Origin of the sequence: Pseudomonas fluorescens, assembly GCF_001648775.1 — a bacterium.
GTDB lineage: Bacteria > Pseudomonadota > Gammaproteobacteria > Pseudomonadales > Pseudomonadaceae > Aquipseudomonas > Aquipseudomonas fluorescens_M.
The window spans coordinates 1-21,789 of record NZ_LVEJ01000002.1 but is presented as its reverse complement, the minus strand read 5'-3'; the positions used below and the strand labels follow the sequence as shown (position 1 = coordinate 21,789).

Annotated in this window: 32 protein-coding genes and 1 pseudogene; 19 read left to right on the top strand and 14 right to left on the bottom strand. The window is 55.6% G+C overall.

The window, feature by feature from the left end; translation table 11 throughout:
• The first annotated feature begins 8 nt into the window (after positions 1-8).
• The 7 genes from A8O26_RS02885 (at position 9) to A8O26_RS29725 (ending at position 4,311) form a co-directional block, all read left to right on the top strand.
• A complete protein-coding gene (locus A8O26_RS02885; RefSeq protein ID WP_064116682.1) occupies positions 9-734 on the top strand; it encodes a hypothetical protein in 726 nt (241 codons plus the stop codon).
• Positions 735-796: 62 nt separating this feature from the next.
• Positions 797-1,276 carry a hypothetical protein gene (locus A8O26_RS29730; protein ID WP_155740633.1) on the top strand — a complete coding sequence of 160 codons (480 nt, stop codon included), beginning with the start codon at positions 797-799 and terminating at the stop codon, positions 1,274-1,276.
• Positions 1,277-1,403: 127 nt separating this feature from the next.
• Positions 1,404-1,748 (top strand): hypothetical protein, encoded by a 345-nt coding sequence (locus A8O26_RS02880; RefSeq protein WP_064116681.1) that lies wholly within the window; start codon positions 1,404-1,406, stop codon positions 1,746-1,748.
• Positions 1,745-2,110, top strand: a complete 366-nt coding sequence (locus A8O26_RS02875; RefSeq protein ID WP_064116680.1) for a hypothetical protein — start codon at positions 1,745-1,747, stop codon at positions 2,108-2,110. Before A8O26_RS02880 ends, A8O26_RS02875 begins: the two co-directional genes overlap by 4 nt.
• A gap of 62 nt (positions 2,111-2,172) precedes the next feature.
• A complete protein-coding gene (locus tag A8O26_RS02870; RefSeq protein WP_064116679.1) occupies positions 2,173-2,595 on the top strand; it encodes a cell wall hydrolase in 423 nt (140 codons plus the stop codon).
• Positions 2,595-3,101 carry a lysis system i-spanin subunit Rz gene (locus A8O26_RS02865; protein WP_064116678.1) on the top strand — a complete coding sequence of 169 codons (507 nt, stop codon included), beginning with the start codon at positions 2,595-2,597 and terminating at the stop codon, positions 3,099-3,101. Before A8O26_RS02870 ends, A8O26_RS02865 begins: the two co-directional genes overlap by 1 nt.
• A gap of 580 nt (positions 3,102-3,681) precedes the next feature.
• On the top strand, positions 3,682-4,311 hold the full coding sequence (locus A8O26_RS29725; protein ID WP_155740632.1) for a hypothetical protein: 630 nt from the start codon (positions 3,682-3,684) through the stop codon (positions 4,309-4,311).
• Positions 4,312-4,903: 592 nt separating this feature from the next.
• Here A8O26_RS29725 and A8O26_RS02860 read toward each other — a convergent pair.
• Complete coding sequence (locus tag A8O26_RS02860) at positions 4,904-6,016, bottom strand: tyrosine-type recombinase/integrase (protein ID WP_064116677.1); 1,113 nt, start codon at positions 6,014-6,016, stop codon at positions 4,904-4,906.
• Positions 6,016-6,228, bottom strand: a complete 213-nt coding sequence (locus A8O26_RS02855; protein ID WP_064116676.1) for a hypothetical protein — start codon at positions 6,226-6,228, stop codon at positions 6,016-6,018. The genes A8O26_RS02860 and A8O26_RS02855 overlap by 1 nt, the downstream gene beginning before the upstream one ends.
• 434 nt (positions 6,229-6,662) lie before the next feature.
• On the opposite strand from A8O26_RS02855, the gene A8O26_RS02850 reads away from it, so the two are divergent.
• Complete coding sequence (locus A8O26_RS02850) at positions 6,663-7,178, top strand: hypothetical protein (RefSeq protein WP_064116675.1); 516 nt, start codon at positions 6,663-6,665, stop codon at positions 7,176-7,178.
• A gap of 62 nt (positions 7,179-7,240) precedes the next feature.
• Here the strand turns inward: A8O26_RS02850 and A8O26_RS29280 are convergent, their stop codons facing one another.
• The gene (locus A8O26_RS29280) at positions 7,241-7,750 is read right to left on the bottom strand and encodes a DUF4406 domain-containing protein (RefSeq protein WP_081265149.1); all 510 of its coding nucleotides are present in this window, start codon (positions 7,748-7,750) and stop codon (positions 7,241-7,243) included.
• Between the two features lie 145 nt (positions 7,751-7,895).
• On the opposite strand from A8O26_RS29280, the gene A8O26_RS02840 reads away from it, so the two are divergent.
• Positions 7,896-8,471, top strand: coding sequence for a hypothetical protein (locus A8O26_RS02840; RefSeq protein WP_064116674.1), 576 nt, complete (start codon positions 7,896-7,898; stop codon positions 8,469-8,471).
• A 64-nt stretch (positions 8,472-8,535) separates the two neighbouring features.
• Here A8O26_RS02840 and A8O26_RS30130 read toward each other — a convergent pair whose 3' ends face one another.
• Both A8O26_RS30130 and A8O26_RS30125 read right to left on the bottom strand, forming a co-directional pair.
• The gene (locus A8O26_RS30130; RefSeq protein ID WP_253756652.1) at positions 8,536-8,853 is read right to left on the bottom strand and encodes a hypothetical protein; all 318 of its coding nucleotides are present in this window, start codon (positions 8,851-8,853) and stop codon (positions 8,536-8,538) included.
• A 6-nt stretch (positions 8,854-8,859) separates the two neighbouring features.
• A complete protein-coding gene (locus A8O26_RS30125; protein WP_253756649.1) occupies positions 8,860-9,240 on the bottom strand; it encodes a hypothetical protein in 381 nt (126 codons plus the stop codon).
• A gap of 207 nt (positions 9,241-9,447) precedes the next feature.
• Between A8O26_RS30125 and A8O26_RS02830 the strand changes: the two genes are divergently transcribed.
• Positions 9,448-9,789: a hypothetical protein gene (locus tag A8O26_RS02830; protein WP_064116673.1), complete on the top strand. Its 342-nt coding sequence runs from the start codon at positions 9,448-9,450 to the stop codon at positions 9,787-9,789.
• A gap of 363 nt (positions 9,790-10,152) precedes the next feature.
• Positions 10,153-10,341, top strand: a complete 189-nt coding sequence (locus tag A8O26_RS02825) for a hypothetical protein (protein ID WP_064116672.1) — start codon at positions 10,153-10,155, stop codon at positions 10,339-10,341.
• Positions 10,342-10,365: 24 nt separating this feature from the next.
• On the opposite strand, the gene A8O26_RS29720 is transcribed toward A8O26_RS02825, so the two are convergent.
• Positions 10,366-10,809 (bottom strand): hypothetical protein, encoded by a 444-nt coding sequence (locus A8O26_RS29720; RefSeq protein WP_155740631.1) that lies wholly within the window; start codon positions 10,807-10,809, stop codon positions 10,366-10,368.
• Between the two features lie 105 nt (positions 10,810-10,914).
• Here A8O26_RS29720 and A8O26_RS02815 point away from each other — a divergent pair, with 105 nt between their 5' ends.
• Positions 10,915-11,589, top strand: coding sequence for a hypothetical protein (locus A8O26_RS02815; RefSeq protein ID WP_064116670.1), 675 nt, complete (start codon positions 10,915-10,917; stop codon positions 11,587-11,589).
• A 30-nt stretch (positions 11,590-11,619) separates the two neighbouring features.
• Here A8O26_RS02815 and A8O26_RS02810 read toward each other — a convergent pair whose 3' ends face one another.
• From A8O26_RS02810 to A8O26_RS02800, 4 genes are all read right to left on the bottom strand, one after another.
• Positions 11,620-12,012, bottom strand: a complete 393-nt coding sequence (locus A8O26_RS02810; protein ID WP_064116669.1) for a hypothetical protein — start codon at positions 12,010-12,012, stop codon at positions 11,620-11,622.
• Between the two features lie 81 nt (positions 12,013-12,093).
• Positions 12,094-12,852 (bottom strand): hypothetical protein, encoded by a 759-nt coding sequence (locus A8O26_RS30540; RefSeq protein WP_064116668.1) that lies wholly within the window; start codon positions 12,850-12,852, stop codon positions 12,094-12,096.
• 272 nt (positions 12,853-13,124) lie between these two features.
• Entirely contained in the window at positions 13,125-13,517 is a 393-nt protein-coding gene (locus A8O26_RS30490; protein WP_367600701.1) for a topoisomerase DNA-binding C4 zinc finger domain-containing protein, read from the bottom strand.
• A gap of 439 nt (positions 13,518-13,956) precedes the next feature.
• Positions 13,957-14,142 (bottom strand): hypothetical protein, encoded by a 186-nt coding sequence (locus A8O26_RS02800; RefSeq protein WP_064116667.1) that lies wholly within the window; start codon positions 14,140-14,142, stop codon positions 13,957-13,959.
• Positions 14,143-14,221: 79 nt separating this feature from the next.
• Here A8O26_RS02800 and A8O26_RS30415 point away from each other — a divergent pair.
• Positions 14,222-14,338, top strand: a pseudogene (locus tag A8O26_RS30415) (YceK/YidQ family lipoprotein); the annotation flags it as partial.
• Between the two features lie 98 nt (positions 14,339-14,436).
• On the opposite strand, the gene A8O26_RS02795 reads toward A8O26_RS30415, so the two are convergent.
• The 3 genes from A8O26_RS02795 to A8O26_RS02785 all read right to left on the bottom strand — a co-directional run bounded on the left by A8O26_RS02795 (position 14,437) and on the right by A8O26_RS02785 (position 16,141).
• Positions 14,437-14,994 carry an NADAR family protein gene (locus tag A8O26_RS02795; RefSeq protein ID WP_064116666.1) on the bottom strand — a complete coding sequence of 186 codons (558 nt, stop codon included), beginning with the start codon at positions 14,992-14,994 and terminating at the stop codon, positions 14,437-14,439.
• Between the two features lie 77 nt (positions 14,995-15,071).
• Positions 15,072-15,683: a PulJ/GspJ family protein gene (locus tag A8O26_RS02790; RefSeq protein WP_064116665.1), complete on the bottom strand. Its 612-nt coding sequence runs from the start codon at positions 15,681-15,683 to the stop codon at positions 15,072-15,074.
• Positions 15,680-16,141, bottom strand: a complete 462-nt coding sequence (locus A8O26_RS02785; protein ID WP_064116664.1) for a GspH/FimT family pseudopilin — start codon at positions 16,139-16,141, stop codon at positions 15,680-15,682. Before A8O26_RS02785 ends, A8O26_RS02790 begins: the two co-directional genes overlap by 4 nt.
• Before the next feature lie 114 nt (positions 16,142-16,255).
• Here A8O26_RS02785 and A8O26_RS02780 point away from each other — a divergent pair, with 114 nt between their 5' ends.
• On the top strand, positions 16,256-16,687 hold the full coding sequence (locus tag A8O26_RS02780) for a hypothetical protein (RefSeq protein ID WP_064116663.1): 432 nt from the start codon (positions 16,256-16,258) through the stop codon (positions 16,685-16,687).
• Between the two features lie 6 nt (positions 16,688-16,693).
• Here the strand turns inward: A8O26_RS02780 and gspI are convergent, their stop codons facing one another.
• Positions 16,694-17,080 (bottom strand): type II secretion system minor pseudopilin GspI, encoded by a 387-nt coding sequence (gspI, locus tag A8O26_RS02775; RefSeq protein WP_064116662.1) that lies wholly within the window; start codon positions 17,078-17,080, stop codon positions 16,694-16,696.
• A gap of 146 nt (positions 17,081-17,226) precedes the next feature.
• Here gspI and gspG point away from each other — a divergent pair, with 146 nt between their 5' ends.
• From gspG to A8O26_RS02750, 5 genes are all read left to right on the top strand, one after another.
• On the top strand, positions 17,227-17,676 hold the full coding sequence (gene gspG / locus A8O26_RS02770) for a type II secretion system major pseudopilin GspG (RefSeq protein WP_016984958.1): 450 nt from the start codon (positions 17,227-17,229) through the stop codon (positions 17,674-17,676).
• Between the two features lie 8 nt (positions 17,677-17,684).
• Positions 17,685-18,671: a type II secretion system minor pseudopilin GspK gene (gspK, locus tag A8O26_RS02765; RefSeq protein ID WP_064116661.1), complete on the top strand. Its 987-nt coding sequence runs from the start codon at positions 17,685-17,687 to the stop codon at positions 18,669-18,671.
• Positions 18,668-19,846 carry a type II secretion system protein GspL gene (gene gspL, locus A8O26_RS02760; RefSeq protein ID WP_064116660.1) on the top strand — a complete coding sequence of 393 codons (1,179 nt, stop codon included), beginning with the start codon at positions 18,668-18,670 and terminating at the stop codon, positions 19,844-19,846. Before gspK ends, gspL begins: the two co-directional genes overlap by 4 nt.
• Complete coding sequence (gene gspM, locus A8O26_RS02755; protein WP_064116659.1) at positions 19,839-20,381, top strand: type II secretion system protein GspM; 543 nt, start codon at positions 19,839-19,841, stop codon at positions 20,379-20,381. Before gspL ends, gspM begins: the two co-directional genes overlap by 8 nt.
• Positions 20,378-21,789, top strand: a 1,412-nt coding sequence (locus A8O26_RS02750; RefSeq protein WP_301336267.1) for a secretin N-terminal domain-containing protein, incomplete at its 3' end; no start/stop codon positions are given. The genes gspM and A8O26_RS02750, both read left to right, overlap by 4 nt.

Below are 21,789 nucleotides of genomic sequence, written 5' to 3'. Positions count from 1 at the left end.
GAGCGAGCATGGACTACGGGTTCCGGTCGCGAAACGGGTCGAACTTTTTTCAGATCGATAGCGAAAACAGGGTTCTGAACGTCGCGGCTTCAGGCAGCTACTCAATCGGCAAACCTCCGACCTCGCCAACAACGATCACTACCGCAGTCATCACTTACCCTTCGCCAATAACCACGGCCGAAGCTCCTCATGTGTTTCTCAATCCGACCAATCAAGGCATGTATCACACGCTGATTCACTCGGGTGGTCCAGGTGGCTGGACGGGCTTTGCTTTCAAACTTCACCTGATGGCGCCTTTCAATAGTACGGATTGCAGCGGTAAATGGCTGGTAGCGACGTTTCGCTCTACCTCGCCACCCAATGAATATGATTTGCGGCTGCGCAATGCAGCCAATGAGCAAATATTTGTCGGAGCGGACAACCTTCTTGTCCTGACTGGCTTCCCAATTAACGAAGGCTGGTCGCTGGATAATCGCGGTGGCGAAGTTTCTGGCATCTACTGGAGCGGCTACCAGATGCCATGGACGGGGTCTTACGAAGATTACTTTCTCGCCTCTACCTTGCTCGGCGGGAAGATCTATAACGGCAACACAACGCTCGAGACTCCTTGCGGTTTTCATGCAGGTTTGCGCTCAACTCTTAACGGTTATGTTGGGGCATTGGTAAGTTCTGAAGGGGGAACAGCGAAGAATGGTCGCACTACTTTTGCGGCCCGGCCGATGAGGCCGTTGTAACGAGTGGCCCGTACGTCGACCCGCCTGAGCGGGTTTTTATTGACCAAAATTAGAGTGACCACATGAGTAAGCAAACCATAAGCCTCGGGACGGCTCCTACAGGTGTAGGCGGCGATACGCCCCGCAGCGCCTTTACCAAAACTCAGAGCAACTTCGACGAGCTCTACGCTGCGCTGGGTGCAAGCGGCAGTCCTGCCGCTCTTCCGGCATCACTGCCAGTTGCCCAAGGCGGCACTGGCGGAACCACACAAGTCGCCGCTCGCTCCGGGCTCGGGCTTGGCACTGCTGCCGTCGCGGCTATCCTCGGAACGGTATCGCAATCCGGAGGTGTTCCAACTGGCGCCATAATGGAGATAGGATCAAACGCCAACGGCGCGTATTTCAAATTTGCTAACGGCATGCTGGTCTGTACTAATACCTTGGCTCCATCTTTTATTAACAGTTCTAATTTGTCAGTTTCGTGGTTATTCCCCATTCCGTATGCGCAATTCATGTATTGCGGAGTAAACATAGTAGGAGTCCTAGGCGTAAACAGGCTGTAACCACAGTTAGTGCACCGACTAGATCAACTAATGGTGTAACGGCAAGTATTTATAGTTTGGGTGCCTTCGTCGCAGGGGACGCGTCAGGCCTATACCTAGATCTGTTTGCAATTGGAAGGTGGTACTGATGATTATTAAACTTTCTCCACAGCGGCGAGATGACACCATCGAGATCACCAAGGCTGGATCGACATTGATGGTCAATGGTGAGGTATTTGATTTCTCTCTAATGACCGAAGGGGCAACGCTTCCGCGCGCTGCTATCTCTTCGGAGTGGTTTGCAGGTGATGTGGAAATGGTCGACGGCGAGATAATTCTTACGATGCTTCTCCCCAATCCAGTCAACTACAGCCCAGAACAGGCGTTCCCTGCTGATATGATTAATGTGCCTGATGGCCCCGTCGCGCTTCCGTTGCCGTTGCCGGAACCAGCACCTGTCACGGGCAATGTTCAGTTGGAGGCTGCCGAATGAACATCGACTGGTCCCTACTCATCACCCAAGAAATTAAGCTAGCCGCCGCCCAGGCCACACACCTGTCAGAGGTCAAAGCGAAGCTTGCCGCGAAAAACACCAAGGCCGTTTTGCAGATTGCCCGCATTCAGGATCGAGTTGACACCCTCGGTTACGGAATCGAAGCCGGCGCGGCAACCGAAGAAGACGAAGCCGAGCAGGCCGCGCTGCAAATCACCCTCAAAGCCTGGAAGTCTTACAAGTTCGCACTCGGCAAGGTGACTTCCAAGGCGTCATGGCCTGCCAGTCCAGAGTGGCCGGCCGAGCCGGTTGTACCGGAGATAGCCGCTGACCCCATGGCTCGCGCCGCCGATTTGATGTAACTCGCCGCAGCTGTACAACGCACCCGCCATCGAGCGGGTATTTTTTTGCCTGGAGAAAAGTGATGAAAGTTACCGAACAAGACCGCGACATCCTAGCCCGCACAATCTGGGGCGAGGCGCGCGGCGAAGGAACTGCTGGCCAGATCGCTGTGGCATGGACGATCAAAAACCGCGTGTTTGATGGAAAGACCAATTCGTGGTGGGGTGAGGGCTACGCTGGCGTCTGCCAGAAACCGTATCAGTTCAGTTGCTGGAACAAGACCGACCCGAACTATCAGTTCCTGATCGGCGTGAAGCAGATCCCGTTCCGCGAGTTGGCGCAATGCCGGATCGCTGCTGACCAGGTGATCGACGGCAAGGTGCCAGACCCAACCAACGGCGCCACGCATTACTACGCCGCAAGCATCAAGGCGCCGGCTTGGACAGCGAAGGCGAAACAAACCCTCGAGCTGGGCGGGCACGTCTTCCTCAAGGATGTACCGTGATGGTCGTTCCGTGGAAAGCGCTGGGCGTTCTGGTGCTGGTGCTGATCGGCGCCGGCAGCGCGTGGCACTTTCAGGACTGGCGTTACGGGAATCAATTGGCCCAGCAAGACAAACAGCACGCCGAAACCCTCAACCAACTTACGCAGGCGGCCGCCACCGCGCAGCAGGCCGAGCAGGACAAGCGTCTGGCGATCGAGCAGCGGCTTGCGGCCAGCGAGCAAACCCACTTCAGGAGAATGACCGATGCCCAACTTGACCAAGATCGCCTGCGCGATCGCCTTGCCACTGCTGATGTGCGGCTGTCAGTCCTCCTCGATGCAACCGACGCTGCCAAAGGCTGCGACGTGCCAGCCACCGCCGGCGCCGGCCGCGTGGATCATGCAGCCGTACGCGCCCGACTTGACCCAGCGCATGCTCAACGAATTATCGGAATCACCGGAGACGGCGACCAAGGACTGATTGCGCTGGCGGCGTGTCAGGCGTATGTCAGGGCTTTGGCGCGCTGAGCTGCTCATCTTTATCTGCCTGATTAGATTTCGGCTTCATTTCGGGCTGCCGTTTCTCACACTCACTCGCGATGGCGTTACTGATGGAGGTCTCGTGAGCCGCTGGCTCCTCTGGCGAGTGAGTCCACAAGCTCCGTCGCGAGGACTGCTTAGTGATTACTTGGTCGAAATAGGTCGAATTATGATATTTGATGATCTGCTTTTTTTATAATGATGGTGGCATAAAATCTAGATCTGGAGGCAGAAGTTTCCAGATGGTCTACAATGTCACTCGCACTTCTAATTGTTATTTTGGCTAAGAGAGGGATTTCTTATGGTGCCGTCATCGTCGATCGTTAGATCAGTGTCTCGCATAGTTACAAGTTGCCCTCACCCGAATATTTATCCAGGATTTCAAAGGGATGTTGTGCCTCGAATTTGGCTGGGAAATAGCACAACTTTATTGGCTCCGAAGGAGCCTGCCATACTACTTTCGTCATCGTCATCGTCATCGTCATCGTCATCGTCATCGTCATCGTCATCGTCATCGTCATCTAGGGGTTACCACACTTATACTCCTAGAGCTGGTGCGGCGGCACCCATGTTTAAGGTGCAGGTAGATAATGGCTGTATTGAAGCGGCAAATAGTATAGCTAAAGCCATGGCAGGTATCCGTGATTTACCATGGGAAGAATTAGGTTTTTTGGATAAACTAAAGAAAACGTTTTTGGGTTCTACAGAGCAAGTGTGTCTAAATGCGTCGCTGGTTAAACGAAATATGGAAGATAGTGTGGAGTCATTAAAGGGGCTGGTAGATACAAAAAAAGCTATTGTTATGATTGGTAATGACTTAACTATACCGAAAGGTGAGGGCGGGTCCAGGTATCTTACGCATCATGCGATAGTTGTATTTGATTATGTTGTTGGCTCTAATGGGAAGGTGAAGTTTGCGATTATTGATCCTGATAATACAACGTCTCACCCAAACATGATAAAGCTAATAGCGTATGCAAGAGAGCGAGGAAAGTCACTTACAGATTTGTCGCATAGTGAGATTGTTGAGGGGACAAATGATCCATCTGCGTTGATACGTATGATAGATGCCGAAATTTTGATTGGTAATCTTTCAAAGGAGGAAGGACTAGTGTCGCCTTATACTTTTGAAGCAAGGCCTGGATTAGCCGTTGTCGAGCCCGGTCCGAGTCCAAGTATTCTAGAGGGAAGTGATTGATATAGCTGTTCGTTATTAACGATAGAATTCATATTTTAACGATCCGGCATAACTGGTTTGGCGTGAGAGACTGCCAAAATACCGTCCTGATCAGATGAACGGCGATGGAGATCGGCATGGGAGATGTTGACGAGAAAATGGTAGAGGGGGAACTGCTAACTTAGCAGGCGCTGCGGGGGCACAACGAAGCGAACTGAATTAAGCCGGCAGAGGAGGTCGAACGACCGCGTCTCGACGCGGAATCACTCATGGCGGCAGTGTAGGATTATTAGAAATGGCAGTGCGGCCCCTTTATTGACTTTCGCGTAGGTAATTGTGTTCGGTCGGCAGGACGCCGTGAAGGGTTGCGTGACTTTTGCGTGACTTGGCGTGACTCTATGTTGATCTATAGCTATTCGATTGCAGCGAGCGCCAGAGAAATCAACCGTATGCCAGAGGTTTGCTAGGTTACTGCGTGCATGGGGTGCTAGGGGTCGAGTGTTCGAATCACTCCGTCCCGACCATAATTCCTGATTAAAATCAGACACTTAAGCCGATCAGATGGATCGGCTTTTTTGTGCCTGCGCAAAACCCGCGCAAAACTTGCGCAAAACTACCCGGTGATTTCGCTGATATTCAGATCAGGAATTGCCTCTGACCAGACGATCTCGGCATGGTCCTTCTGGTAGTTCTTCGTCATGGTCTCGCTGGCGTGGCCGGCGATCTTCTGACCGTCCTTTCCGGCTTTCTGATACAGGTGCAGCGACAGCGCGCGCACTTCATGGAAGCCTGGCATTTCCTCTTCCTTCCATCCCTTGTAACAACCCGCCGCCTCCCGGGCCTCTTTGAAGGCTCGCGTCAAATATCGCTCTTCGACCTGAGTCCAGTGGTCCTTCGTCTGCGCCTGCTTCTGCTTTTTGCGATCGGGCCTGCGGTGGATCAGGTACGATGAGACGATGTCATCCCGGCAACGGCTGATCACCGCCTGGAGTTCTTCGGTCACTTTGAACCGGATCCACGCCGCGTCGCTGGCCTTGGCCGTCTTCTGCTGAACCACATACAAAAACCCTTCCCGAACACCATCGAACCGCATACTCAAGATGTCCGTCCGGCGCTGCGCGGTGATCAGTGCCAGGTCGATTGCGTTCTGCAGCCAGAACGGTGACTTCTCCCGAGTGGCCTTCAGGCCTTCGACGGTGTGTCGCTTGCGCTGCTTCTTCTCAATTCGATTGATGGTGCTGGCCGCCGGGTTATCCGGACATAGGCCTTTGGCCGCTGCCTGGTTGAAGATGTCGATCAGCAGGGCGCGGCACTGATTGGCAGTACGCGGCGTGAGGGCGTCCAGCATCTCAGCGATCATGCGGATAGTGATCTGGTCGACCGCTTTGCCTTCGAACTGTTTCCGGAAGCGGCGGAAGTGTACGGCGTACAAGCCCAATGTTCCTTTCGCCAGCTCCCGAGGAGGCAGCACGTCGCGCTCGTAGGTATCCAAGAAACCGGCGAACGATTCGGATGTGCTGCCCATTACGGCGCCGATCAAGTCAGCGCCGCGCATGAACTCCAGGTTCAACTGCTTCGCGGCATCGATCGCTTTGATTCGGTCGGTGCCGAACTGGAACCACTTACCGTCGGTAGGCCGGCGGTAGCGATAGGTCGAGCGCCGCGAATCGAAGTACAGGTTCTGCGGCAGACTTTTGTTCGCCTTGTTGCGCGGCCGTGGGACCATCATGCAGTTCCTTTCAATACCATTGCGACCAGGTCGTTTCCGGCTGAGTTGCTGAACGCGGTCCAATCAACGTACCAGAGTTTGCCGATCTGCTCGCCGGGCACCTTGCCGTTGCGGATGTAGTTGCGGATCGCTTGGGGGCAGGGTGGTGTACCGCTTTCACCCCAGCGCCGGCGCTGGAACTCACTGATCTTGATCAGTTCTCTTCTCATTGTGATGCTCCACGCCGCCCGTGGCGGCAGAAGGTGGTGATGGGTTAATCGATTTGGTACCAGACGCCGCAATGAATGCCTTCGGATTGCAGTGATTTGTACATGGCCTAAACGCCTGCGTAACGCCGGTTGCCCTGTCCATCAAATGGCGCGCCGAGGTGAAAGGCGCGGGTGTGGTAGATGCTGGCTGTCTGCATCCAGCCGTGAAGGCCGGCATCGTGTAGTGTCTTCTCGCGGAGAAGGCCCCTGGCGCTGCTTTACCGGCTTCAATGGCGCGCGCGACCGCTGCCACCACTTCGGGCAACTGAATTTTTTTCATGGGAAGCGCCTCGCCTGCCGTACACCGGCAGGCTGGTAGGTTGGTTTGGGTCGGTGAATGGTGCAGAATCAGATAGCCATCATGATTGGCGCGCGTTCATCACGGAGAACAGAGCATGTCGTTACAGCAAGCTAAAAAATTGGCTGAAGTGCGGGAGCAAGTGGACTCTGCTGCTAAGAAGGTTGGAGAGTTGCACGAAAGTTTTCGAAATCAAATCAATGAAGAAGTGCTGAGTAACTTTATGAGTTACTTGGAGTTTAATGATTTCGTAGTTACCAAAACAGCCGCCGGTGCAGAGGGTCAATACAAAGACTTAAAAATAGCACTCGTCTTGCCTAGTGCTGAAGAACGTTATATTGGCGTCTATCATGGGTTTGGCGTATTGATTGACAGCAAGAAAAACGATGTTCGAGTTCTTCCACGCTTCACTGGTATGCCCGAAAGGCCTTTAGTGCGCAGCGGTGATGCGACTCAGCTCTTAGAAGAAGATCTTCGTCTCCTAACTGAAGAGGCGGAAAATGCAAAATTGGCGAGTTATAAGTTTGAATGCGCACAAAAAGGCTCTGGGCCGAATAAGTCGGTTCTGACAAAAGAAACAGTTGCCGAAGTAATTGACTACTTTTCCGCATAACAAAAGTATTCATAGGCAATCAACAACTCGCGCCGCGAGGGATTTAAATCCTTGCGGCGTTTTTATGTCACGTATCGTGCAATCTCCATCGAAACCAGATCATGGGCATTCGCCACCGGCATGCCGAGCTCGCGGGCAATGTGCACCTTGAGCCGGGCGCCTTTCGAGTTCTCCCAGCCGGGCAGCACCGCCACCTGCCCGCACAGGCCGAGGCGGGTCAGGTCGTAGGCCATGTAGTCGGCCCGGTCCGCGCCGTCGACTAAGCCGTGCTCTGCCGGGTTTTCGACGACGTAACCCCGGGCGCGCAGATCGGCGGCTATCTTGTTGAAGGCGGGGAAGTTGAAGTCTTCGAAACCAGTCATCGGCCCGGCTAGGTAGAGGCGGTTGGCGCGGGCAACCTCGAGCGTCACACCAGGCGCAACCACTGCGTTAATCCGGTTCACTGCCCGGTCAATGGGGCCCTGAATGAATGGCGGCATTGGCTCGTTTGCTGGCGGCGTCATTGAGGTGACGGCGGCGATCATCCCGATCAGAGATTCGGTTACTACCGTACGGATGTTTTCTGTGGGCATGGGGCGTCCTATGCCGGGGCATGCCCGGGCGGTGGAAGAGTGGCGGGAGTAAATTCGCTGCTGAGTTAGCAATACGAGAAAAAAGTTTGGTGGTGGCTAAGTGATATGATCTGACACCAGTCTTATCGGAAGGAGGGAAATCATCATGGAAAAGCTCACAAGTTTCATTCCTGTAATTGGCCCCGTTGTCGCTGCTGCATTAACAGCTGCAATTGCATTTGTTGTATCGGTATTAGCGAAAGAAAATAAAACCTCAGAATTTAGGCAAGCGTGGATTGAGGGGTTGAGGAATGATGTTGCAGAGTTGTTAGGCGATTTCAATATGCTCGAGACATCCCTCGCTATTTATACTAGTGACTCTGAAACAAGTAATGAGCGCCAAATTAGGTATGATAAATTTCACTCGGAAAATAGAGCCGAATACGCAAAAATTGATGCGCTATGCAATAGGGTTGTTTTGAGGTTGAACCCATCTGAGCATTCTTTGTTGATCAAAAAAATGAGGGTGTTGGAGGGTTCGATAGGTCAGGGTACTACTAGGTCTCATGCGCTGTGCAGTGAATTGGTGGATGACTTTGCAATAGTGTTGAAGTCTGAATGGGGGCGGGTTAAGAGTGGAGGGCCTACCTTTCGGGCAATGAAAAAAGTTGCACTTGCAAGTGTGCTGGTGGTGCTCATTGTCGGGGTGGCAGTTGGTGTTTTTTTTATTTTCGCAAAGTGAAAGCACTATGACTTAGTCGCCGCAAAAGCAGTCAATATCTTCAGCCAGATATTCAAAGTCGAAGTCAGTCTGCCGGGATCGTTGCTCGGCAGACCAGCCCATCGTTTTGTAATTCAGCGCGATCCTGCCGGAACACTTGGCCGAATCGCTCCTCAGTGCCTGACCACCAGATTACCCGCGACGGGTCATCCATGATGGTTTTGATCAGCTTGCCTTCGTTCTTCTTCCAGCACAGGTCGCAGTTGCCGAAGTCTGAATCCATTCCCAGATCGAAGGGCTGAGCATTCCAGAACTCAGCGACATTTTCCTTCGTTATGCCGGCCGTATATGGCGGACAGACGTTGTCCCAGCGGGTGCCGCCCCTGTCATTGGCGGCCATCATTCTGTGTTAACGCTTCGGTTCGTCGTACTGGATGCCAACCACGCAATCCCACTCGGTGTAGCCCAAGGCGCGCATGTTTTTCTCGCCGATCTTCACCTCTAGGTAGGCGGTGCACATGTTGTTGGAGAAGTTCGGCAGCACCGGCGGCAGGCTCTTCTCCGCCTTCCGGTAAGCCGCGTAATACTCAAGCATCAGGGTGAATGGCTCGCCGTTGCGGCTGGCTGTTTCGAAGTCCACCAGCTTGTACCAGGGTGCGTCGTCGGGTTGACCATAAACGCGGCACCACTCCATCCAGACGATGATGACGTTCCAGCGCTTCGCCATTTGGTCGATGAAGACCAGCGTTTCCTCGCGCTCTTTGCCGGTGTTCTGGAAGAACAGGTGCACATCAGGCGGGAGCGTCCCGTCGTGTGCTTCGAGGATCTTTTAGACCATGTGCCCGCTTGTGCGACCACCACTGATGCCGATCTGGGCCGGGCCGGTGATCAGGTAGGGATTCATAATTGCTCCAGACAGCCGATTACCTCGCCGGCTGGCGTGATTCGTTGAAGTGGGGTATTCATAAAGATTGGTAAATAAAAAAGGAAAGTTTCTGTGGTTGATTTTGTTATGGACGGTATTGCTGTGGTGCCCGCGGCTAAAGTCTTTATTCACCTAGAGCAAATTGAAGACGTGGGTTTCATTACGTGCGTTCAATCAACCGCCCCTTTACAGGTTGGCGAGCATGGACTCAAAGCCTATTGCAGGCACCTAAACGTTGAAGTTGGTGAGGAGGACGCATTCGCTTACCATTCAATCTGCACTCGAGTTGGCGCTTTCCTGGTGATTTATCGATCGGACGAAGAGTCTGAGAGGTTAGGAAAAAAAGCCATCAATGACGCAGCTAAGCTCAGGGCAGAAGAGGAGGGAGGGCGTTGTTATTGGCATGAAAAATGATTATTGGAGAGAGTATCTCGTCGCCCGGGTGTTGTTAAATCATTAGTAGGCTATTGCGGTGAAACTCCAGCGCAACGATTTTAGATACGTTGATTTCGTGGCGCGGATCCAGCAGCTCCAAGAGCATGTAGGTGATGCAGGGCGAGTATCATCGCTTCGCCCTGTTCATCCATCTGGCGCCCTTCAAGTCGGCCAGCACTTGCCTAGTGCCAGCCAGCGCACGCATTCGCAACTCTTCCTGACCGCGGCCTTCTAGTACCGTTCCGCATCGCTCTTGGTCATGGCCTAACTCTTCGATTCCTCTGGCCGGAGAATCCATAAATAGTGTATGTATCCCTCAGCTCAAATAGGCAGGAGGCCGAAATGAGGTTGCTGAGCGATGTAGATGCGCTGGAAGCGATCGAAAAGGACGCCAAGGCAATGCTGAAACGGATAGGGCTGCCGGACGATGCAGTGAAGCTGGAGGTGGTCGTGTTCCTTCGGGAGGTGAGCGACCTGGCCGGCTACATGGAGTCGGCGCACCGAGTCGTCGAGTCGCCGAGCTTTGTCTGAGCTGGCGTATTGCCGATCGTTGCGTTATTTGTGTTCGGCCCGGCATGAAGCCGGACCAAGGAGCTTGAGATGGACGGAAAACCTTCCAACAAATTGATCGCAGAGCAAAGCGGTCTGACCGAAGCAGAGGTCGGGACGTACGTAACGGCTGTCGAAATGCAGGCAGATGGAAGCTGGATGGTTTACTTCGGTGTTGAAATCGCTCAGTTGCCAGATGCCGACAAGAAAATTAATGCATCCCGAACGCTGTTGATTCCAAGCTGGCTCGCCAAGCATTGGGTAGACCGAGACATTGGCTAGGGCGCAGCCCTCCGTGACCGGTGGTGGCAATTTGGTGTGAAATAGGGTCTGATTCTCAATCGGCTTGGAGCCGTTAGGAAAAACAATGTCGAAATTAGAAAAAGCGGACAACCCTGCGACGGAAAACACAAGCATCAGCAGTGATGCACTTAAGAAAAAAGCGTTCATAGTCACACCAATAGGTGGCGCGGACTCATCGACTCGAAGGGCTGCAGATGGACTTATTAGTTCGGTCTTAAACCTCTTCTGACTGACTTGGGATATGAGACGCATGTGGCACACGAAATCTCAATAACCGGCTCAATCACCCGCCAAGTTATCGAGCACATCCTTGAGGATGACTTGGTCGTAGCTAACTTGTCAGAGCTCAATCCAAACGTGATGTATGAACTGGCGGTTAGGCACTGCTCCGGAAAGCCTGTAGTAGCAATCGCGGAGTTTGGAACAAAACTACCATTCGACATAGCCGATGAAAGAACGGTTGTTTATACGAATGATATGCGCGGTGTGGTCGAGCTCAATCCATTACTTCGCAAAGCAATTGAGGCGTCCGTCGAAAAAGCTGAACAAGATAACCCTGGTTTGAGAGTGCGGCAAAATCGAGCACTGCTAGAATCATTAGATCAAACTGACGCAAAAACGATACTTATCGAGCGCCTTGATGGGATTGAGGGGCTTTTGCGCGGGTTGACAAATGAGCGGCACTTTGATCAGCCTGCACCAATCGAAAATAACGCGCTAAGTTTTAAAATGAAAGCGTCGGAAGAAATGGTGAAGCAGTTTTGTGAGGCAATATCAGTTTACGGATATTTCGCCCATTGGACTGCGATAATGTCTAACGATGGCGTAAGAGAGTACACAATGACAGTAAGTGGCTCTAGCAAAGTGGATTTAAGTATTCTTGCGAAAATTGCAGGGGACCTAAAGGTTGATATTAGGAAGGTCTAAGTATTTTAACCGCATTGCTTAAGCAGTTTATTAATATATTTTACCGTGGCTGACAATTTCGTCGTCAGGCTCTGGCGGATCGTCGGCCAGCGACTTCATGCCGGCGGCTTCGATAAGTAGCGACACCTTTTCAGAAACTACAAAAGGTGTCGTGACACACTTGAGCATCTGGGCCTGAGTTTCGAAGTCGGCGGCGATCAGATTCCGCAGCAGGTTCTGATACACCTCCTGCTGGTTGTTGAAGCCGTGGGCGACCATGACCCGCTTGAGGTCGGGCTTGAACACGCCGGCGACCTCAACCGTAAACTTCTCGATGCCCAATACAGCGTCCTTCGCTGCTGCTTTCTCGCGCTTCTTGCGCTGCTCGATGGCTTCCGCTGTCAGCTGCGGCTCTACCATCGTCAGCTCCTGTTCTTCGGCCATGGCCTACCTCTTCAATTCCGCTGGCCGGCAAGTCCAGCCAGGTCTGTCGGCGGCGCGTGGCCGCCCGGTTGATGTTTCGTCTCACGCTGCTTCCTTCACCAGCCTCACGCCGGCCATTCTGAACTTGTCGCCTTGGGCCGCGACCATTGCGTCGAGCTTCTCCCAGTCCACGGTCAGAACCGAAATTGGAGCATGACCGCCTGCGACGGCATGGATCAGTGCTTCCAGATCGAACACCTCAGCTTGAAGGTTCACCGGCGCCGCGGTTGTGGTCGCTGGCTTCGACGCAGACTGAACCGGCGCAGCGGCTTTCACCGGTGCCGGGTTGGTGACTGGTGCAGGCTCAACCGGTGCGTTGGCTTTCGCCTCGTCCGCGATTCGCTTCAGCTCCTCCTGACGGATCTGCTCACGCTGCGCTTCGGCTTTCTGCTCCTCCGCTTTCTGGTGTTCCGAGATCCGCACCTTGATCAGCGCGACCAGGTCGTCGTTCGCTTTCATCACCAACTGCTGAACGTCGTTGAACAGGAACATGTAGTCGGCTGCGAGCTCGCCCAGGGTGGCCAACTCCCTGTTGCTTTTGGTCTCGATATCGGTAGCTCGCCGGCTGGCATCCAATGCTTCTGACTTCGCAATGCTCAATTGAGAGCGGAGCGTTTCGCACGCGGCGGACGCGGCAGCGTGCATCTCAACCAGCTGGAATATCCGCTCCCTGGACTGTTGCAGCTGAAGGTTCAGTTCCTCTAACTCATTTTCGTAGAGGGCCGACTGGTGACGGCAGGTTTCGAGCGGCGTCGGGCAGCCGAGCCAGTCGTCGGTATTTTCGATATCGGAGGGGTCCACGGAAAACGCCTCGCTGGTTACTGTTCGGATATACAGTAATCGAGGCTCATTGATCGGGCGAGGGTGAGGCGACGAGCTGTAGGATTTTGAATTGATGTTCTGTCGGCAGGACGCCGTAGGAGGGCAAACCACTGTAGGAAAATACAGCGCTAAGTTGTTGATTTTTATAGCAGGTAATGCCGATTTTTTACCCTGTCGATTTAAGGTTGTTTTCTATTTATATCAGTAGCTTACGTTTATTCCGAAGTCACCTTGACATGGTGGGTGCCTGATCAGCCAGGGAGCGGCTTTTTTCGTGTGCCGGTGCAATGGGGATATGCTGTGCAGCCATAAAATGCGCGGCCAGCGTACCGGCCTCTTTTTGCTGTGCGGGTCGTCATGGCGCTCCCACATGAAGGGCACAGCCCCAACTTTTCCCATTCAGCGGTGGCGGGCTTTTCCGGCGTTACCTTGTTTACCTGCAATGGCGGCGTGGCCGTTCGGGGAGTTGGTCCGGAATCGGGCGGAGGAGGGTTGTTTTTCCGCCCGAATATTTTGCCGTAGAGCCAAAAGCAGCCAAAGACTCCGCCAATAAATAAGAGAACTCCAAATCCTCCCGCACCGCCTCCACGTCCACCTCGACCGCCCCGGCCGCCACCTCTCGCAAAGGCTGCTTCACTCACCATGCCCATGGCGAGAAGTAGTAGCATTCGACGGGAAACAACCTGCCTATTCATGGGTAAGCATCCTGCTGTTAATTGGCTACTGCTTAAGGTATCAGGCACAGCTAATATGATCACGGTTAGTGCGCAAAACCCCCTCTGTAGGCCGCGTGTTTTCGTTTGCATAAGCACAAAAAGACGGTTGTTTTGCTACACTTGAAACAAGCATTTGTCCATACAGAACAATGAGTTACAGCTCTACAGTCCCCAGCATGGGGTGCTAGGGGTCGAGTGTTCGAGTCACTCCGTCCCGACCATAATTACTGATTAAAATCAAACACTTAAGCCGATCAGATGGATCGGTTTTTTTGTACCCGCGCGAAACTACACGGTAGTTTCTTAATAAGATCCGGATTCGCTCCGGCTAAGCGATCTTTGCTGAATCCTTCAAATTCAATCCCGACTATGCGTAGTAAAGGTTCAGCGCAATCAGCTCAAACACAGCCACAAATATGCAGAACGCAACGAATCCTTGGGTAAACACCCGGCGAGGCTTTTCATAGCCTTGATAGTTACTGAATGCGCTGCAAAGGTTTCCCACGAAATCAATAAAGTCCATCAGATCTGCATCCTCGCCTGCGTGCTTCATGCATCTCGCCAATTCCTATCTGGTTGAGATCTCTCGTTGTCCTTACGATCGGCCTCGGTAGTCGGCGTAGGGCTATACGTTGGTCGGTACATCCAAAGGCAAGTTGATTCCCTTTTTATTGATCGACGCGCCATTTTCATTGGTGGTCGATACCGTATTTTTCCCCTTCGAATATCAATACACCTGCAATTTCTAACTGGCAGGTAGTGCTACCCAAAGCGGTGTAAAACTCCCTTAGAGAAGCCTTGGCACACGCCAAGGCTTTTTCGTTTCTGACGCCACCGCCGATAAAACTCAGGACAATCCAACCCTGCCGTCCCGAACCTGCATCAGTGCAAACCCCAGAAGATTCAGGCCTTTCCACAGATTCGGATCGTTCACATCTGCGTGATCCTGCGCGAGCCCAATTCCCCAAATGTCATCAACCGGGCTCGCTTCGACAATGATCCGAGATCCAGTGCGCATCAGGAATTCGTCCAGCTTCGGGTTTTGGGAGAACTTGGCTTGGTTTGCCCGGACGACGATGTCGTATCGGTGTTGCAACCAGCGTTGGTCATTGAACCCGTGCACCTTGCGGCCGAGGGCTTTGGCGGCGTTCGGGGTCGGGGCCTGGAGTACTTGTGCACGAATTTCCTGATCGTCGAACAATGCTGCCTTCTCGGCCATCATGAAGTGTTCGGCTGTCGGGTAGCGTTGCCCCTCGACAACGAATTCGGCTTCGTACCACTGGCTGAAGCACGAAGCCGTGACGGCGTCTTTTCTTCGCTGGTGTCCCCAGAAAAAAGTGAAATCCAGAGGCTCTCCAGCGTTGAAGCGAGCGCGTAGATCTTCGAGAAGTTTAGAGTCGTGCAATGAGATTTCCTCGGTAACTGACGTTCGACGTTACAGTTGCTGTGCGTGTCAGGGCAATACGCAATATTGCCCAGAGACTAATCCAGTGGACCCAAGACCTGGCGGTAGTGTTCTTCGCCTTGAGGCGTCTGCCGGGTCAGGCGGATTTCCAGGCCTTGTGGGTTTTCTTTGCGGTTGCCGCTGAGCTGGCGCCAACCCATATCGGGTTCCCAGACGCGCACTTGCAGGTCGCTGATGCCGTCGAGCACCGCCACTGCCTGTTTCGGCGCGGGCAGCGGGTAGCGATCACGTGGCGTGGCGGCGGCGCGGTACAGGGTTTGATCTTTCAACCACCAGCGCACGCGCTGCAAGCCGTTCTGCGAGGTGGCTGCACTGCGGATCACGTCAAGACGAAAGCGCTGGTCGTCGGCGCTACGCACGCTGATTGCCGCTGGCTGCCCGGATCGTTCGGCATCGTTGTCATTCAACTGTGGTTCGCGCAGTTCGATGCTGGCGCGCAAGGCGATATCTCGTTCCAGTTGATGCAGCGTGCGCAGCAGTGCTTCGGTGTGTTCGGTGCTCGCCTGCAGGTGCGTGTCGGCGCGGGTCACGCTGTCCAGACCGCGCCAGGCAATCAGGCTGACGATCGCCATGAGCAGGATCGCGACCATCACTTCGATCAGGGTAAAACCCTCTTGCCGGTTATTCATGGCTGGCTGGCCAAGGTCAATTTGCCCGTGGCTGTGCGTTGCACGGTGAGCGTGTTCTGGCCGTCCGAGAGTTGCAGTTGCACGGGTGAATCGAACCACTCGGCGTTCAGTATCAGCGGCTGCCTGGGTGTCACTCGCACCTTCAGCGATGGCGTTTCCCAGTGACGAGGGCGCAGTTGCGGATCGGCGAGAAAGTGATCGAAGCCTGGGCCTGGTTCATTGCGACGACTGAAACGAAAGCCGTTTTTGTCCGCCAGCCAAGTGATCGGGCGTCCATCGGCCAGGGCTTCGGCATGGGCGATTTGCAGCAACTGGATCAAGCGATTGGCGTCCTTGCGCAGCAGTTGCGCCGGGTCAGGCTTAATACTCAGGCTGACGGCGGCGCTGGCAATACCGATGATGATCAACACCACCATCAATTCGATGAGGGTGAAGCCCGTTTGTCTGTCCTTGGTCATACCGCAACGTTCCTTCGTTGTGAATCCATGCTGGCGGATTCGAACCTTCAATCCGGATAGAAAAGCGAATGTTGTCCTGTAGACTGCGACGCAGGACAACAGGGAGGTTGGGTCTTGGCATTTACTTTTCGCTTATCCGCAACGCAGCTTGTGCAATCGGCGGCGCTGATCGCTGCACTGGCAGGGGGACTGTTCTGGTCTGCGCTGTTGCTGACGCCGGCACAATCCCACGTTCCGGCGGTGGACCCCCAAGTGTTGCCGACGCGCGCCGAGACAGCGGCTTTGCAGTGGTTTTCCAACCAGCCGGCACCGTTGGATATCAAGGTTTCCGGAGTGCTGGCAGGGGCGCACGCCGCGGTGGCAATTCTAAGTCTCAACGACGGTCCGCCGCGCAGTTTTCTGGTGGGTGATCGCTTGGCCCTGGGTGTGCACGTGATAGCCATTGAACAGGATGCGGTGGTCATTGAGCGTGGCGCAGAACAGAGCCGATTAAAAGTCAGCACGCTGCCAGACTCCCCATCGCTGCCTCGGTTGACTCGACCCTGAGCAGCGTCATTGGCGCTTTTCCTGCGGCCGGCCGAGTAAGGTTTCGAGTCGCGCAAGGGGTGGCGCCTGACGTTCGCGATCCGAAACCAGCAGCGTCACGCGCATTAGTCGTCCGTCGGTGCTCGGCGTCACGCGTTGATCACAGCGCAGTTGCAGGCGACCTTGATCACACTCGAAGGTTTTCAGCCCCGGGGCAAAGTCATCTTCCATACGCAGTTCGGCGAGCCGGGTCTGCGCCGCCAGCAAAGCGATCGAGCGATCGCGCAACAGGCCATTGCTCTGGGTCATCAGGCCCGCAACGCGAACGGCCGCAGACATGGCCACGGCGATGATTGCCAAGGCCACCAGAACCTCGATGAGGGTGAAACCTCGCTCCTTGCGCAACGCTTCCATGCTTGTCTCTGCGGTTGAAACCGGCCCGCAGAATAACACCCGTCCTTTGGCGAATGTGCAGAAAAACAGTGCGTTAATGATTGTTGTACGATGACTGGCTTTTGTTACACTGCGCGCCGAATGTAATCATGCCAAGGAAGGTTGAAATGGATTTCGCGCGCGTCAAATCTCAGTCCGCAGGCCGTCGAGGCCAGCAGGGTTTTACCCTGATCGAAATCATGGTGGTGGTTGTCATCCTCGGCATTCTGGCTGCGATGGTCGTGCCCAAGGTGCTCGACCGACCTGATCAGGCCCGAGCCACTGCGGCGAAACAAGACATCGCCGGTCTGATGCAGGCGCTCAAACTTTACCGCCTCGACCACGGCACTTATCCGACCCTGAATCAGGGCTTGAAAGTGCTGGTGGAGCGCCCGGCGGATGCGAAGAACAGCAACTGGCGCTCTTATCTGGAGCGCTTGCCCAACGACCCGTGGGGTCGTCCTTACAACTATCTGAATCCTGGCGCGAACGGTGAGATCGACATCTTCTCGCTCGGCGCCGACGGCCAACCCGACGGCGACGGTGTCAATGCCGATATTGGTTCCTGGCAGCTCTGAGAGCGGCCATGAAATCATCCTCGCCACAGGCGCAGAAACAGCGCGGCATGGCCATTATCAGCGCCTTGCTGATTGCCGCCGTGGTTGCGGTGATTGCCGCGGGCATGCTCACCCGGCAGAGCGTCTTTACCCGTTCTCTTGAAGCGGAACAGTCCCGAGTGCAGGGCGCTGCCGCGCTGTTGGGGGGGCTGGAGCTCAGTCGGCAACTGCTCAGGAACACGCGTCAACAGGACGCGCTGACCCGGCTCGATCAACCTTGGGCGCAGCCTGTCAAAAGCCATTTGTTGAGTTCGCCGGGGGGCGGTTTCGAGGGGCGCATCGAGGATCAGCAGGGCAAGTTCAATTTGCGCAATTTACTCAGCAATGAGCGCGTCGATGGCGGACAGTTGCGCAGCTTCGAACGCCTCTGCGAAATGATCGGAATCGATGCTGCCCTCAGCCAGCGCATCAGCCAGCGCGTCATTGCCTCCTACCCGAGAATGCCCGACCTGCAAGCCGCCGGGCAGAGTATGGCGCAGACGGGTTTCGACGGCGTCCGTGCGACGTCACCGAGTGCGCGTCGAAGGCCCTTGCCGGCCACTCAGCCGATGTTGCGCAGCCTTGATGATTTACGTGGCCTCGAAGGCATGAACGAGGATCTGCTTGGTCGCTTGAATCAGTATGTCAGCCTGATTCCGGCCAAGACCTGGGTCAACGGTAATACTGCCAGCGCCGAGGTATTGGTGGCGGTGGTACCGGGTTTATCGCTCGCGCAGGCCAGGGCCGTGGTGGGAGAGCGCGATCGTGGCCAGTGGTTCATCAATCGCGGGGACTTCGTCAACCGTCTGCACTTGCCGCATCTGACCGTCGACGGACTGAACGTCGGCATCAGCAGCGATTGGTTTCTGCTGCGCGGACACGCGCGTCGTGACCAGCGCCGCGTCAGCCTGGATGCGTTGCTGCATCGACCTGCCGACGATATGCCGAAAGTGGTCTGGTCGAGGCTCGGCGTATGACTCGCCTACGAGTCGGCTTGCCGCCGCTGGCGGGTTTGACCTCAGACTCTGAGGTTGAATTTGCGCGCCTGGATCGGCACGACCAGGTCAGTCAGACCGGTGTCAGTACGCTGTTGCTGATTGAACAGGAGTGGCCGTTACAGCCCCTTGAGTTTTTTCTGCATCCGGCGGACAGCGTACTCACCAGTTTGCAGTTGCCACCGCTGACGCCGGTGAAGATCGATGCGGCGGTGAAGTGTGCCGCGCAGGCGCTGATTCTGGGGGGCACCGAACAGATGTACGTTGCACACAGTGCTCGTGAGGTCTCAGGACAAGTGTCGCTGGCCTGGCTCGCGCAGGCATCTCTGGATCGTTTCGGGCAGTTATTGACTCAGCACCGATTGAAGCTGCGAGGCCTTTACCCGGCGCCTTATGCTTTGCCGGTGCCCACGCAGGGGCAGGTCAGCGCCTGCGTGTTGGACGGGCAATTGTTGCTGCGCTTCAGCCGCACGCAGGCTTCGGTAGAACCGTTGGCGCAGGAGCGTCTGGATGAACTCGTCACCAGTGGTCGCGGCTTGCAGTGGATCGGCGCGGATGCTCCTGCAACAGTCGTCGAACCACAACCTGCGGAGCAGCGCTGGTGTGGCGTTGCGCCGGGATGGGGGTTGCATGCAGGCATCGGCAAGGCTGCCGGCCCCGCTCGCGGTTGGGGCAAGGCCGTCTTCTGTTGTGCCTTGGCGATTGCGATCTGGGTGTCGGGGCTGAATCTTTACGCGGCCCGTGAAGTGACCCAGGGCGAGCAGCTCAAGGCGCAAATGAGCCAGCGGGTGAAGCAGGCTTTTCCAGAGTTACCGGTGATTCTCAATCCGTTGCAGCAGGCTCGCCAGCAACTGGCGGCTCGGCAGAATGGGGTGGCGGCCGACGCGAATCATGGGTTCGCCTACCTGGTGCAACACGCCGCGAGCGCGCTGCCGTTTATGGCGGGCAGCGTCCAGCGCATGACCTATGAGCAGGGACGTTTGCAGTTGGAGTTGGCCGCCGACACTGCGCAGACACCCGCCGATGGCGCATTGCCGGGGGCGCTGACGCAGGCAGGGTTGGTCGCCAGACGCGAAGACAACGTGTGGATTTTCAGCCCGCAGGTTGAGCCGGCAGCGGTTGAGGACGATGCCGTCATGGACAGCGACGATGAATAATCCACTGGCGAACTATCGGGCTCGCTGGCTGCTGCTGCGAGCACAGATTCATCGGCATTGGGCGCTGCTGAGCTTGCGCGAAAAACGCCTGGTCGCGGGCACCGCATTGATGTTGGGGGGCGTGCTGGTCTGGCTGCTGCTCATCCAGCCACCGCTGAAAAAGATTGAACATTGGCAGACCGAAACGCCGAAGTTGCGTGGCCAGGCCGAAGCGCTGGATCTGTTGTTGCGCGAGGTGGCGACAGCGCCCATTGGGCAAAACTTCGAGCGATCGTTGCAGCAGTCTCTCGATGGCAACGGGCTGCTTGGTCACTACCAGTTGCAGGCAATTGGCACCGCTTGGCAGTTGACGTTCGAGGATGCACCTGCTGATGCCGTCATCAGTTGGCTGTTAATCCACCCCGTGCAATTTTCACTTGAAGTGGTCGAGGCTCGTTTGCAGCGTGCAAGTGAGGTCAAGGTCGATGATACGGCAGGCACTCTGTCGGGAACCGTTCGCATGGATCAGGCGCAGGGCGCTAAGGAAGCTTCATGAAGTGGTCAGGTTCCAACTGTGTACGTACGGCCGCGCCGTTCCTGTTGTTGGCACTGAGCGCATGCAGTAACACCACCACGCCGCAGAATCAGCCGCCGTTGCTGGTCGACAGTGAACTCGGTCGACCGCTGGCCAACACCCAGCGCAGCGGCGACGCGGTGCTCGACCGCGAGCGCGCGCAGGCTCAGGCGCGACCTGTGCCGAAGCAATTGCACAACATCAGCAAGAGCGCGCGCAGCGGCTCAGCGTCATCGGGTATCGCGTTGCCGAGTAATCCTTTGGGCGATCAACCGGTGACGCTGAATTTTGTCGATGCGGATATTCAAGCGGTGGTGCGGGCGTTGTCGCGTTCCACCGGGCAGCAGTTTTTGGTCGATCCTCGGGTCAAGGGCACGTTGACGCTGGTCTCGGAAGGGCAGGTGCCGGCGCGGCAGGCTTACGACATGTTGCTGGCGGCGTTGCGCATGCAGGGTTTCAGCGTGGTTGATGTGGGCGGTGTGGCGCAGGTGGTGCCGGAGGCGGATGCGAAACTGCTTGGTGGGCCGATCTACAGTGCCGACAAACCGGCGGGTAACGGCATGCTCACCCGCACGTTTCGCCTGCAATACGAGAACGCGGTGAACCTGATTCCGGTGCTGCGGCCGATTGTTTCGCCGAACAATCCGATCAACGCCTATCCGGGCAACAACACCATCGTCATCACTGATTACTCTGAGAACCTGACCCGCGTAGCGCAGTTGATTGCGAGCATCGATTCGCCGAGTGCGATCGACACCGATGTGGTGCAGATTCAGAACGGCATCGCTGCCGACATTGCGCCGATGGTCGCGGATCTGCTCGATGCGCCGGGCAATGATCCGACGCAGAAAATCGCCGTGATTGGTGACCCGCGTTCCAACACCATCATCATTCGCGCCGGCAGCCCAGAGCGCACGGAGCTGGCGCGTAATCTGATCTACAAACTGGATAACGCGCAGAGCAATCCGAGCAATCTGCACGTGGTTTATCTGCGTAACGCGCAAGCGGCGAAACTGGCGCAGGCCTTGCGTGGTTTGCTCACCGGTGAGAGTGATAGCGGCACCAGTGACAGTGCACGTTCGGTGCTCAGTTCGATGGGCAGCAGCACCGGTGGCAGCGTTGGGCAGAACGGCCAGAGCGGGACGCAAAGCAGCGGCAGCACGTCGACCACTAACAGCAGCGGCAGCACGGGCGGCAGTTATGCGCAGGGCAGCAGTGGCAGCACAACCGGCAGTGGCGGCGCGCAGAACAGCGAGCAGAACGTCGCCTTTAGCGCCGGTGGCGTGACCATTCAGGCCGACGCCACCACCAACACTTTGCTGATTTCCGCGCCGGAGCCGTTGTATCGCAACCTGCGCGAGGTGATCGGTCTGCTCGACCAGCGCCGTGC